We start from the raw sequence: 13,907 nt of genomic DNA on the forward strand, positions 1-13,907 counted from the left end.
TTTTTTGATTACTATGGGTATACGCCTTTATATTTCATTTTTCCTTGCGCTTTTTATGGGGGCAATAGCTGGTGCACAAAACTTTAACAAAGAGGTAGAGGCTAAAATAAATATAGACTCAAAAGGGGTACTTACCGACATTATTTTCTCTGCCTACAACAAAACAAGTATAAAAAAGAGTTTAAGGTATAAAGCGTTGATAGTAAAAAACTCAAGTCCTACATCCTCTAAAGAACAATTTGAGGACGAACAATATTTTGTAATCGAAGCAGGCGAGCGCAAAAATATCAGTAAAACCACACTATCGTTAGAAAATAAAGAGAGAACCATAATTTTTGTTCTCTTATACGATGAAGATAAGGTTATAGGCAAAGACCGTGTCGTAATCAACGGCTTTGAAGGAGAGGATGCCATACAGCCTAAAGTGGTTCAAAAAGACAATCTAATAGAACCCGACAAAAGGGAGCAATCTCAGGACATAGATTTAATGAAGGGGCTTGTATTCGAAAACACAAAAACAAAACCTGGTCGAGATTTCTATCAAATGTTTTACCTGGCTTACCAAAACAATAACATCAATGGAAACAAAATGGTCAAGGTCGATGAGGTATTAGCTATTGGAGGTAATACCCAAATTAAGATATACGCCGGCAATGAACTGGTGGTTCAGTTCTTTCTTAATCCACGAAGTTCATATATCAAGGAAATGGTAGATCAATCCATTTTAAGAATCAACCAATATTTCATTCACAATAGAGCTATTAGTCAAAATACTATTCAATATTAACATGAAACTACTAACCTTTTTATCATTTTTATTTACCATATCGGTATACTCGCAGCAATTGGTTTATACTCCCAAAAACCCAAACTTTGGAGGAGAAACCTTTAATTACCAATGGTTGCTAAGTTCGGCACAGGCACAAAATTCTTTTACCGACAACCAAGGTTCCAACGACCAACAGTCTGAACTTGAATATTTTCAAGAAAGTTTGAACAGTCAACTTTTAGGACAACTTACAAGGTCTGTTTACAACTCTGAACTTGGTGATGGTCTAGAACCCGGTACTTTTAATGTTGGCGACCTACTGTTGGAAATTTTTGAATCTGGAGAAGGTTTGGTCGTTAATATTCTTGACACGACCACTGGAGAGCAAACCCAAATCATAATTCCCAACTAAACAAATATGAAACTTTACCGAAGTTCCCTCGTTTTAGGGCTCCTCTTACTGCTATCTGGTTGTGGCACCTATTTCAACCAACCCTTGGCCCCAACCGAGGCAAGAATAGGGGAAACCACGGCCAAGTCCTATTATCTAAAAAATCTACCCTTGCCCAAAGAACCTATTGTTGTAGGCGTTTATAATTTTAAAGACCAAACAGGCCAGTATAAAAGCGTTGAAAATGCCAGCACGTTTAGTACTGCCGTACCACAAGGGGCGACCACGATGCTTATAAAAGCTCTTGAAGATTCGAAATGGTTTACTCCTATCGAAAGAGAAAATTTATCCAATCTCTTGAACGAACGAAATATTATACGTTCTACTCGCCAAGAATATACTGGAGACCAAAGCGGACAACCAAATCTACCTCCGTTGTTATATGCCGGTATTTTACTTGAAGGGGGGATAATTTCATACGACACAAATATCATTACCGGCGGTTACGGCGCGCGCTATTTTGGTACTGGCGGTTCAACACAATATAGACAAGACCGTATAACCATATATCTTAGAGCGGTTTCTACTTCGAACGGAAAAATATTAAAGACAGTCTACGTGTCGAAGACCATACTATCGCAAGCACTGGATGCCAGCTTATTTAAATATGTAAAATTTCAACGTCTTTTAGAAGTCGAAACAGGTATCACCAAAAACGAACCTATACAATTGGCAATACAAAATGCCATAGAAAATGCTGTTGAATCATTGATAATAGAAGGCATACAAGACAATCTGTGGAGCACCAATGAAGGTTCGGCAGTAAACGACTCTATTGTTTCTTTGTACAATCAAAGAAAACTGGAAGAGGAATCCACTCTTTTATACAATAGAAAACAAGCCTCTCATGTACTAAAGAACAGTATAGGTATTTATGGGGGCAGCCCAGTACTAAATGCCGATTTTTCGAAGAAATCTCTGGGCGCCGGTGGAGGAATAAAATATAGCCGTTTCCTATCCCCTAAAATTGATATAGGCCTAAAAGGTGATTATTTCTACTTTACAGGCGGACAAAATTTCTATAAAGAATATATGTCCGGCAATATTCAATTGGGATATACCATTCTACCCTTTGATGATTTGACCCCGTATATCTATGGCGGTATAGGCGGTATTTTTGATTTACGGTCACCAGACCCCTCGCTAACCGAAGATACCTCAGGCCTGAACCTGCAATATGGCCTGTCTTTAAAATATAATATCAACCCCAGACTCTCGCTTTTCGTAAACGCAGAAAACAACCACACTACCAGTGATGCCATAGACGATGTGGTAAACGGAAAAAGAGACGATTTCTATTATAATTTCTCCATTGGATTAGAATGGAGATTTGGTAAAAACATGAATAAACGTAATTGAAAATATAATGAGCATTTTTAAGAATCAAAATTTTAAGGCAGTACTGCTTATAGTCTTCACATTACTTGTATCATGCGAAGAGGATACCATAGGTGATGAAGCTTTTGGAACTTTGGAAGGAAAGGTAGTTTCCAATAGTTTCAACATCCCCTTAGAGAATGTAAAAATCACCACAAACCCTTCTTCTACTACTGTTTTTACGGATAAAGATGGAAATTTTATAATAGAGGATATAAGTATCGGAGACTATTCAGTACAAGCGGATAAAGATGATTTTGAAACTTCTTTTGAGCCATCTACCATTTATAGCAATAAAACCACTACCGTGGTTTTTGAACTGGATAGCGTAGCCTCTAAAAATTTACAACCGGCCATACCAACCCTAATTTCCCCACAAGACAAGGCAACGGACATTTCCAATCCGGTACAATTTGTGTGGTCTTCGTCCAAAAACGATTCCGACACTATTACCTACACATTCGAATTAAGGGATGGCAATACTGGAGAAATTCAAATTTTTGAAAACTTACAAGATACCACTTTAACCATCGATAATTTATCCGTTGGTGCAAATTATTTTTGGCAGGTTACCGCTGATGACGCTATCACAGAGTCTACACAAAGTAAAATAAGCAGTTTCCAATTAAGAGGTATCGAAAACAATCGCTTTTTATATGTAAGAACACTCAATGGAAACAATGTCATCTTTTCTGGGGGTGAACCCGCTGGGTTAAATAATTCTGAGGTGGATCAAAACGAAATTCAATTGACCTCTTCAGAATTAAATTGTTATAGACCCAAAGCTAACAGAACAGTGAATAAAATAGCTTATATAAGAAACCAAGGAGGTGAATCGCATTTATTTACCATGAATTTGGACGGAAGCGGCAAAACACAATTGACCAAGAGTATTCCGATAGCAGGGTTTAGAAACGATGAAATTGAATTTGCTTGGTCTAACAATGGCAACGTTATCTACTACCCTAATTTCAATAGTTTATACGCCATAAACATTGATGGATCCGGGCTATCAAAAGTTTACGAAGCTCCTTCCGGAGAATTTATTACAGAAGTGGCTACCAACCTGTCTAATAATTTAATCGCGATAAAGACTAACGATGCTGCCGGATACAATGTTAAGATACAGACAATAAACCCGGTCAGCAAGTCGGTTACAAGAACTATAATTGAAGGAATTCCGGGGGCTTTTGGAGGATTGGACTATTCTATAAACGGAAATAAAATATTATATACCAGAGATATTTCGGGAATAGAGAACACACAATACAGGCAACTGGACAGCCGTATTTTCGAATACGACATTGCAAATGACAATTCTATAGAGATAGATACCGATAAACCAACAGGTTACAACAACCTTGATGTCAGTTACGCCCCCAATGAAGGTTATGTGATGTATATACTAACCTCCAATGATGGTATATCTGAAAAGAAAATTTACAGAAAGGAAATTAATACAAGTGATGATGCAGATCCAGAATTGTTGTTCACCAATGCTTTTATGCCCAATTGGGAATAACAATTATTAGGTTCGAACCCAGAAGCTTTCTTTTACTTGAGGTTTATTTTTAAAGAGTTTAAAATATTGTTCCAATATATAAAAAACATATAACACACTACCTGTAGTTAATTTGCTCACTAGTTCATGGTTAGCGCTCAAAATCGTAGTTTTGCAACTTTGCTATGATTCATGATCGATTACGAAGAAAATATTGAGGTTCAAGGTGCCCGTGTACATAACCTTAAAAATATAGATGTTACCATACCTAGGGAAAAACTCGTCGTTATTACGGGGCTTTCCGGGAGCGGAAAATCCTCATTGGCATTTGACACTATATATGCCGAGGGCCAAAGGCGGTATATCGAAACATTTTCCGCCTATGCCAGACAGTTTTTGGGAGGCTTGGAAAGACCCGATGTGGATAAGATAGACGGTCTTTCCCCTGTAATTGCCATTGAGCAAAAAACGACCTCTAAATCTCCGAGATCTACCGTTGGTACCATAACAGAGGTTTATGACTTTCTTCGTCTTTTATATGCCCGTGCCGGTGACGCACATAGTTACAATACCGGGGAAAAAATGGTCAGTTATAGTGATGATCAAATAAAAAAACTGATCATCGATTCTTATAGAGATAAGAAAATTAATATACTGGCACCGATTATAAAGGCTAGAAAAGGACACTATAGAGAGCTTTTTGAACAAATTGCCAAGCAAGGTTTTGTTAAGGTAAGGGTAGACGGAGAAATCAAAGACCTTGTAAAAGGGATGAAGGTAGACCGTTACAAGACCCATGATATAGAGATTGTCATAGATCGCCTAAAAGTGGTAGAAAACGACGATTTGCACAAGCGCCTTTCAGAAACAATAAATACCGCTATGTATAGTGGTGACAATGTGTTAATGGTCTTGGAAGAAGGTACCGAAGATCCACGTTATTTTAGTAGGGACCTTATGTGCCCGACAACGGGTATCTCGTACCCCACACCAGAGCCAAACACATTCTCGTTCAACTCCCCAAAAGGTATGTGCCCACATTGTAGTGGTCTTGGGCATGTATATGAAGTAAACGAGAATAAAATTTTTCCGAATAGAAAACTATCGATAAAAAGCGGAGGTATCGCCCCTCTTGGAGAATACAAAAAATCATGGGCTTTTAAACAGATCGAGATAATTGCACATCGCTATAATTTTGAACTTACAGATCCCATTAATAAAATACCACAACAGGCTCTAGAGGTTATATTGAACGGCAGCAATGAAAGTTTTGAGGTAGACTCTAAATCGCTTGGTGTAAAAAGAACCTATAAAATCGACTACGAAGGCATTTCAAACTTTATAAAGAGCCAATACGAAGAAGCCGAATCTACTTCTATAAAACGATGGGCAAAGGAATACATGGACAAAACAAGTTGTTCATCGTGCGGTGGTAGTCGCTTAAGAAAAGAATCCCTTTATTTTAAAATAGACGATAAAAATATTGCCGAGCTCGCAAACATGGATATTGCGGAATTGGCGGACTTTTTTAAAGGGTTGGAAAAAAAACTAGAAGGCAATCAATTAAAGATTGCCGAAGAGATCATTAAAGAAATCAAAACCAGAATTCAATTCCTTCTAGATGTAGGTCTAGATTACCTTTCGTTAAACCGTAGCTCCAAATCACTGTCAGGTGGCGAAGCTCAGAGAATTAGGTTGGCCACGCAGATTGGATCGCAATTGGTAGGTGTGCTTTATATATTGGATGAACCCAGCATTGGCCTTCATCAGAGAGACAATAGTCGATTAATAAAATCTCTAGAAGCCCTAAGGGACATTGGTAATTCCGTTATTGTGGTAGAGCATGACCGCGATATGATAGAGCGTGCCGACCATGTAATAGATATTGGCCCCAAAGCGGGGAAACATGGTGGCGAAATAATTTCGCAAGGAACCCCCTACGAACTTAAAAACCACCATACCCTTACAGCGGATTATATTACCGGGGTAAAAGAAATAAAAGTACCGGAGACCAGGAGAAAAGGGAACGGAAAAAAAATTGTACTGTCCGGTTGCACGGGCAACAACCTAAAAAACATAACAGTAGAATTCCCTCTTGGTAAAATGATCGGGGTAACGGGCGTTTCCGGAAGCGGAAAATCTACCCTCATAAACGAGACGTTATACCCTATCATGAACGCTCATTATTTTAATGGCGTAAAAAAACCGATGCCCTATAAAAAAATCAATGGACTGGAACATATTGATAAGGTCATAGATATAAACCAATCTCCCATAGGCAGAACTCCCCGGTCGAATCCTGCTACCTATACGGGTGTTTTTAGCGAAATACGTTCGTTATTCGCCAAAACCCCAGAAGCTTCCATAAGAGGGTATAAACCCGGAAGGTTCAGTTTTAATGTAAAGGGAGGGCGCTGTGAAACATGTCAAGGCGGAGGCCTGCGTGTTATTGAAATGAACTTTTTGCCCGATGTTTTTGTAGAATGCGAAACATGCAATGGAAAACGTTTTAATAGGGAAACCCTTGAAATACGCTATAAGGGAAAATCTATTTCGGACGTGCTTGAAATGACAATCAATGAAGCCGTGGATTTTTTTGAGCTTATTCCAAAAATCCATCGTAAATTAAAAACGATACAAGATGTTGGCCTAGGTTATATATCTTTAGGGCAACAATCCACTACCCTATCGGGTGGCGAGGCCCAACGTATCAAATTGGCTACGGAACTATCCAAGAGAGATACGGGGAACACCTTCTATATATTGGACGAACCCACCACCGGTCTTCATTTTGAAGATATTAGGGTATTAATGGAGGTGCTCAACAAATTAGTCGATAAGGGAAATACCGTATTGGTAATAGAACATAATTTGGACGTTATTAAAATGGTAGACCATGTTATTGATATTGGATATGAAGGCGGACGATCTGGAGGTCAATTAGTAGCATCCGGTACACCGGAAGAAATTTGTAAAGTAAAAAAAAGCTATACGGCAGAGTTTTTGAAGAAAGAATTAAAAATGTGATTTATATATGAGAAACGAAAAACACCCTAAAGGATGGAATGAAATAAAGACCAATGATTCATGGGCCATCTTTAAAATTATGGGAGAGTTTGTAAATGGTTTTGAAAAAATGAGCAAAATAGGACCCTGTGTTTCTATTTTTGGCTCCGCCAGAACCAAAGAGCATAATAAATATTATCAGTTGGCGGTCAGTATCGCAAAAAAAATATCGGAGGCCGGTTATGGAGTTATTACAGGTGGTGGCCCCGGTATTATGGAGGCTGGTAACAGAGGTGCAAATCTTGCCGGCGGCACATCGGTAGGTCTTAATATAGATTTACCTTTTGAGCAGCACGACAACCCATATATAGATGGTGATAAAAGTCTAGACTTCGATTACTTTTTTGTTAGAAAGGTAATGTTCGTTAAATATTCACAAGGTTTTGTTGTAATGCCCGGCGGTTTTGGTACGTTGGACGAACTTTTTGAAGCGATAACCCTTATACAAACCCACAAAATAGGTAAATTCCCTATTATTTTGGTCGGAAGCGATTTCTGGTCAGGTCTTTTTGATTGGATAAAAGATACAATGCTCAGTTTTGGTAATATAAGTCCAGATGATTTGGATCTGATCAAAATTGTGGATACCGAGGAAGAAGTTGTAAACATTATCGATTCGTTCTATAAAGGTCACACCCTTAGTCCTAATTTTTAGTGTTCATATTGAAAAACGTCCTGCCCTACAAATTACTTTTGTCAATAGTGCTATGCTACATTGGAAGCAGGACTACCTATGCCCAATATGAAACAAACTTGAACGTTAAGCTCAATCAATTTACCAAAGAGCTGGACATAAAGCAAGAGTTTACCTATTACAACGACTCTAACTATTCTTTAGGTATTATTTATTTTAATGATTGGGCCCACGCCTACTCCAACAAAAATACCGGCCTGGCGAAACGATTTGCCCAAGAATTCAAGAAAAGTCTGCACTTGGCAAAAAAAAGTGAGCGAGGCTATACTACAATTATAAGCGTAGTAGACGACGAATATGAAGGCCTGGAGTGGGAACGAACAAAAGATGAGGACATATTAAAAGTGAGGCTCAACAAGGCTTTGGTGCCCAAAGAGTCTACAAAAATAATCATTACCTATAAAGTTAAGTTGCCCCCTAACAAATACACTCCGTACGGATACGACAACAAAGGCAATTACTATTTAAAGGATTGGTATTTAACACCCGCCGTTTACGACGGAAAATGGCACTTATATTCAAATAAAAACCTAGAAGACCTATATACCAATATTACAAAGACAACCATTGATTTTACATACCCCGATAGTCTACATCTGGTTTCCAATTTCAAAGAAGAGGACAATACCAAATTATCCAATGTCCAGAATGTAAAACTTACATCTAAAAATCAAAAAAGTGCAGAGATTATATTAAATCGCGAAAATACTTTTTCTACGCACATTACCCCTTATATTAAGGTAGTGACGAATATAGCCGCACCAAGGTACAACCCAATAGAACAAGGAATATCAATTAACAAAATAACCGATTTTATATATCGTAACCTTGGGGAATACCCCCACGACAAGCTACTCGTAAGTCAAATAGATTATGATAAAGACCCACTATATGGCATAAATCAGTTACCATCGTTCATTCGCCCTTATGACCAAAAATTTCAATTTGAAATGAAATTTTTGAAAACCGCCCTTAACAGTATCCTCAAAGAAACAATTTTCTTGAACCCAAGAAAAGAGCAATGGCTGAACGATGCAATTGCCAATTATTTAATGATAGAGTATGTCGAGGAAAACTATCCGGACCAAAAATTATTGGGTAATTTAAGTCGTATATGGGGATTGCGAAGTTTTAACTTGGCAAAAATGGGTTTCAACGAGCAATATCCTTTTCTATACAACCTTACCGCCAGAAAAAATTTAGATCAGGCGTTGACCACCCCAAATGATTCTTTGATAAAGTTCAATCAAAAAATTGCCAATAAATACAAAGCAGGTTTGGGCTTGGCCTATTTGGCCGATTACATAGGCAAAGAAAAGGTAGATGAGAGCATTAAGACCTTTTTTAAGTATTATCAGCTGAACAAAGTAAAAATAATTGATTTCGAGTCTATTTTAAAAAGGTCTACTAGCAAAGACATTGATTGGTTCTTTAAAGATTATGTTTCTACAGACCGAAGAATAGATTTTAAAATAAGAAAAGTAAAAAAATACAAAGATTCACTAACGGTTACTATCAAGAACAAGGAAGGTACCAATGTACCCATTAGTATGTTCGGGTTAAAAAACGACTCCGTAGTTTCAAAATATTGGTTCAAGAATATAGAGACATATAAGACCTTTACGATACCCAATAATAAAGAGGACAAATTAGTTTTAAACTACGATCAAAAAATTCCGGAGTTTAACCAAAGAGACAATTGGAAATCTCTTCGAGGCTTTCTTTCCAGTAACAAAAAACTAAAATTTACTTTTTTCAAAGACTCCGAAAATCCGTATTACAATCAGGTATTCTATGTTCCGGTTATTAATTTTAATATCTATGATGGTTGGGCACCGGGCCTCAGGTTATACAACAAAACACTTTTAGAACGCCCTTTTATATATGACTTTGCCCCCTCATACTCCTTTAGGGAAAAGGCTTTTGTAGGCTATGGCAAATTCAGTTACCGTAAATATTTAAGCAAAAGCGGTCTCTATGTTGCCAATTATTCTATAGGGGCGTCTACCTCGCATTTTAATATAAATTCTCGTTATACCTCCATTACCCCGGCCTTAAGTTTCGGGTGGCGGCCAGACGATCTTAGGTCCGATAAAAGACAATTTCTGTCTTTTAGATATATAAATATCTTTAGAAACTTTGACGAAAGTTTGGGCAGCATGGCAAACGATTCGGAAAACCCTGACTATAGTGTGTTCAACGCCAGGTATATAAATAGGGCCAATGGTATTTTAGATTATAATTCCTGGTTTTTGGATTTTCAGTTGGCGGGCAATTTCAGCAAGCTTTCGTTTGAATATGAGTATCGAAAACTCTTTGAGAACAATAGGCAGTTCAATCTTCGTTTTTTTGCCGGAAAATTTCTGAGCAACAACACTGATTCCAACTTCTTTAGCTTTGCCCTTGACCGTCCTACAGACTATCTTTTTGATTACAATTATCTGGGAAGATCAGAGGATTCGGGAATTTATAGTCAACAGATAATTATTGCGGAAGGAGGTTTTAAATCTTTTTTGGATGAACGCTATCGCTACTCTGATAATTGGATGGCCACCGTAAATACAAGTTTTAACCTATGGAGATGGATAGAGCTATATGGTGACGCCGGTTTGGTAAAAAATAAAGGCTTCGATGAAAAATTTGTTTACGATTCGGGTGTAAGATTAAATCTAGTTACCGATTATTTTGAATTATATTTTCCCCTATATTCAAACAACGGTTGGGAAATATCTCAACCCGATTATGGCGAAAAAATACGTTTCATAATAACGGTAAGCCCAAAAACTTTGACGGGATTGTTTACCAGAAAATGGTTTTAACTTAAATATTCGCAAATAAAAGCTCTATAAAACGAGTCTCATTACGAATATTTCAAAATATTGATTAATAATTTACTTTATCATCAACAAATTAAACATTCCCATCATTGCTAAAACGGTTTCTATTCGGTATTTTTGGTAAAATTTGATAAAACATGGATGTTTCTTCTAAAACTAGCAACGATATATCATTTGAAGATTTTAAAGAGCAAATTATTAGTGACTATAAAATTGCATTTTTAAGTAGAACGTGTAGCCTGCTAGGAAGAAAAGAAGTACTTACCGGTAAAGCCAAATTCGGAATATTTGGTGACGGTAAAGAACTTCCACAATTAGCGATGGCCAAATCTTTTAAAAATGGCGATTTTAGAAGTGGTTACTATAGAGACCAAACCTTTATGATGGCTACGGGGCTTTTAAAGCCCAAAGATTTCTTTCATGGTCTATACGCCACTACCGATATCAACAAAGAACCTATGAGTGCCGGAAGGCAAATGGGAGGGCATTTTGTCACCTATAGTTTAAACGAGGATGGCAGCTGGAAAGATTTAACGAAACAAAAGAATAGTAGCTCTGACATATCTTGCACAGCCGGACAAATGCCTAGATTATTGGGCTTGGCACAAGCTTCAAAGGTCTATAGGGAACTCAGTGACCTTGATTCCTCTAAATTTTCGAACAATGGTAATGAAGTAGCTTGGGGAACCATTGGAAACGCCAGTACCAGTGAAGGCATGTTCTGGGAGACCATTAACGCAGCAGGAGTATTGCAAGTGCCGTTAATCTTAAGTATCTGGGATGATGAATATGGCATATCGGTACCTGCAAAATATCATACCACCAAAGAAGATATTTCAAAAATTTTATCTGGCTTTCAAAGAGACGACAAAAATAAAGGGGTTGAAATTTTAAAGGTAAAAGGTTGGGACTATACGGCCCTAATGCATGCATATGAAAATGCGGCAGATATAGCCCGTCAAGAACATGTTCCGGTCATTATACATGTAACAGAGCTCACCCAACCACAAGGCCACTCTACTTCTGGTTCCCATGAAAGATATAAAGATGATAAGCGATTGGCCTGGGAAAGGGACAATGATTGCAACAAAAGATTCAAAGAATGGATCTTAGAATCAGGTATCGCCACGGCCAAGGAATTGGAACTTATCGAAAAGGATATAAAAAAAACAGTCCGAGAAGCAAAAAAACAAGCTTGGACAGAGTATTTACAGGGGCATTTGACCTTAAAGAAAGACTTGGTACAGGTAATAAACTCGGCAGCCAATAAAAGTTCCAACAAAAATTTTCTGAACAAAATTAAGAACGACCTAATAGCGATAGAAGAACCTCTTAAAAAAGATTTGGCTATTGCAGCAAGAAAATCGTTGCGCTATTTATTGGGCGAAAAATCTGCAGAGAGACAAGCTTTGGTAAATTGGCTATCCAATTTTGAGAAAGAGACACAACCTAAATTTAGCTCACATCTCTACAGTGAAAACCAAAACAATGTCAGAAATATAAAAGCCGTACCACCCGAATATAAAAATGATAGCGAAAAGGTAGATGGACGTGTCGTACTTCGTGACAATTTTGACAAACTTTTTGAAAAATACCCAAATGCATTAGTCTTTGGAGAAGATACAGGAGCTATCGGTGATGTAAACCAAGGATTGGAAGGTCTGCAAGAAAAATACGGAAAAATTAGAATTGCAGATACAGGTATTAGGGAAACGACCATTATAGGCCAAGGTATAGGAATGGCCTTAAGAGGGCTGAGACCTATAGCCGAAATTCAATATCTAGATTATATTTTCTATGCCATTGCCACCATGACAGATGATCTGGCAACTCTTTTATATAGAACATATGGCAAACAAAAAGCGCCATTAATTATTCGTACTAGAGGGCATAGATTAGAAGGCATATGGCATTCCGGTTCTGAAATGGGAGGGTTAATACACCTATTAAGGGGTATTCATATTCTCGCTCCTAGAAATATGACACAAGCCGCAGGTTTCTATAACACCTTAATGAAAAGTGACGAACCTGCATTGATCATAGAAAGTCTAAATGGTTATAGACTTAAAGAGTACAAACCCAGTAACCTTGGAGAATTCTGTACCCCTATCGGGGTTGTCGAAACAATAAAAAAAGGTACCGATATTACCTTAGTCTCATACGGTTCTACCTTAAGAATAGTAGAACAGGCCGCGAAAGAATTACTAGAAGTCGGTATTGATGCCGAGATAATAGACGCACAAACATTGCTACCTTTTGATATTGCCCATGACACCGTTAAAAGTGTTCAAAAGACAAATAGGTTATTGGTAATAGACGAAGATGTGCCAGGAGGTTGCTCTGCGTATCTTTTAAATGAGATTATAGAAAAGCAAGGTGCCTACCAATATCTGGACAGCGCACCACAAACATTAACAGCTAAAGCACATAGGCCTGCCTATGGTAGCGACGGAGACTATTTTTCTAAACCAAATGCAGAAGATATTTTTGAAAAGGTTTATGAAATTATGAACGAAGCAAACCCTGAAGAGTTTCCTAGCTTAAAATAAAATCGCCCCATATAACGTAATAAGCACAGCGATTACCAAACAAATATTTAAAATCCCGCTAATAGCGGGATTTTTTTTAATCTTTCTATCACATTTTTTCTTTTGTCCCTTCTTACATTAAATACCACCAAAACCCCTGATTTGCAATAAAATACAGACCTCCCGTTGGTCATATATAATAATTGGCTCATACATACGTCTATTTTTTATTGAAACTAAATAAGCGGAATATTTCAAAAAATCTTAAAAAAATAATACTTTTAAAAAGTAAAAGTAGATTATATAATGAAAAGTCCCCTTTTAAAAGATATCGGATTGGCATTTTTCAGAATCGCCGTTTCGGTAATGATGATTACACATGGCCTACCTAAATTTCAAAAATTAATTTCTGGTAATTTTGAGTTCGGAGATCCTATCGGAATCGGTGCCGCACCTTCTCTATTTTTGGCAGTTATAGGTGAATTTATATGCCCTATTCTAATAATTATTGGCTACAGAACAAGATTATTATCTATACCTACAGCCATTACTATGGCCGTTGCCGCTTTTATAGCTCATGCAAGCGACCCATTTGGCACCAAAGAAAAAGCATTGTTCTATTTGGTAGCGTTTATTACCATCTCGCTTGTTGGACCCGGTAGATACAGTATAGACAGAAAATAG

At 37.5% G+C, this 13,907-nt stretch carries 9 protein-coding genes; all 9 read left to right on the plus strand.

The genetic code is table 11. The features are described from left to right. The first annotated feature begins 13 nt into the window (after positions 1–13). The 9 genes from J8L85_RS13000 to J8L85_RS13040 all read left to right on the plus strand — a co-directional run bounded on the left by J8L85_RS13000 (position 14) and on the right by J8L85_RS13040 (position 13,907). Positions 14–787, plus strand: a complete 774-nt coding sequence (locus J8L85_RS13000; protein ID WP_211017836.1) for a CsgE family curli-type amyloid fiber assembly protein — start codon at positions 14–16, stop codon at positions 785–787. Position 788: 1 nt separating this feature from the next. Further along, a complete protein-coding gene (locus J8L85_RS13005) occupies positions 789–1,181 on the plus strand; it encodes a curli production assembly/transport component CsgF (RefSeq protein ID WP_211017837.1) in 393 nt (130 codons plus the stop codon). A gap of 6 nt (positions 1,182–1,187) precedes the next feature. Continuing rightward, a complete protein-coding gene (locus tag J8L85_RS13010) occupies positions 1,188–2,579 on the plus strand; it encodes a CsgG/HfaB family protein (protein ID WP_211017838.1) in 1,392 nt (463 codons plus the stop codon). 7 nt (positions 2,580–2,586) lie between these two features. Beyond that, positions 2,587–4,119 carry a carboxypeptidase-like regulatory domain-containing protein gene (locus tag J8L85_RS13015; RefSeq protein ID WP_211017839.1) on the plus strand — a complete coding sequence of 511 codons (1,533 nt, stop codon included), beginning with the start codon at positions 2,587–2,589 and terminating at the stop codon, positions 4,117–4,119. A gap of 171 nt (positions 4,120–4,290) precedes the next feature. Continuing rightward, the gene (gene uvrA, locus J8L85_RS13020) at positions 4,291–7,125 is read left to right on the plus strand and encodes an excinuclease ABC subunit UvrA (protein ID WP_211017841.1); all 2,835 of its coding nucleotides are present in this window, start codon (positions 4,291–4,293) and stop codon (positions 7,123–7,125) included. A gap of 7 nt (positions 7,126–7,132) precedes the next feature. Continuing rightward, a complete protein-coding gene (locus J8L85_RS13025) occupies positions 7,133–7,819 on the plus strand; it encodes a TIGR00730 family Rossman fold protein (protein ID WP_211017843.1) in 687 nt (228 codons plus the stop codon). Between the two features lie 47 nt (positions 7,820–7,866). Next, positions 7,867–10,677, plus strand: coding sequence for a metalloprotease (locus J8L85_RS13030; protein WP_348771760.1), 2,811 nt, complete (start codon positions 7,867–7,869; stop codon positions 10,675–10,677). Between the two features lie 155 nt (positions 10,678–10,832). Continuing rightward, positions 10,833–13,244, plus strand: coding sequence for an alpha-ketoacid dehydrogenase subunit alpha/beta (locus J8L85_RS13035; RefSeq protein WP_211017847.1), 2,412 nt, complete (start codon positions 10,833–10,835; stop codon positions 13,242–13,244). Between the two features lie 285 nt (positions 13,245–13,529). Continuing rightward, on the plus strand, positions 13,530–13,907 hold the full coding sequence (locus J8L85_RS13040; RefSeq protein WP_211017849.1) for a DoxX family protein: 378 nt from the start codon (positions 13,530–13,532) through the stop codon (positions 13,905–13,907).

Source organism: Maribacter sp. MMG018 (assembly GCF_018100785.1).
GTDB lineage: Bacteria > Bacteroidota > Bacteroidia > Flavobacteriales > Flavobacteriaceae > Maribacter.

Bases quoted from the DNA above. Each gene is read 5' to 3' on its own strand.
- J8L85_RS13000 (WP_211017836.1), top strand. From the start codon at position 14: ATGGGTATACGCCTTTATATTTCATTTTTCCTTGCGCTTTTTATGGGG.
- J8L85_RS13005 (WP_211017837.1), top strand. From the start codon at position 789: ATGAAACTACTAACCTTTTTATCATTTTTATTTACCATATCGGTATAC.
- J8L85_RS13010 (WP_211017838.1), top strand. From the start codon at position 1,188: ATGAAACTTTACCGAAGTTCCCTCGTTTTAGGGCTCCTCTTACTGCTA.
- J8L85_RS13015 (WP_211017839.1), top strand. From the start codon at position 2,587: ATGAGCATTTTTAAGAATCAAAATTTTAAGGCAGTACTGCTTATAGTC.
- uvrA (WP_211017841.1), top strand. From the start codon at position 4,291: ATGATCGATTACGAAGAAAATATTGAGGTTCAAGGTGCCCGTGTACAT.
- J8L85_RS13025 (WP_211017843.1), top strand. From the start codon at position 7,133: ATGAGAAACGAAAAACACCCTAAAGGATGGAATGAAATAAAGACCAAT.
- J8L85_RS13035 (WP_211017847.1), top strand. From the start codon at position 10,833: ATGGATGTTTCTTCTAAAACTAGCAACGATATATCATTTGAAGATTTT.
- J8L85_RS13040 (WP_211017849.1), top strand. From the start codon at position 13,530: ATGAAAAGTCCCCTTTTAAAAGATATCGGATTGGCATTTTTCAGAATC.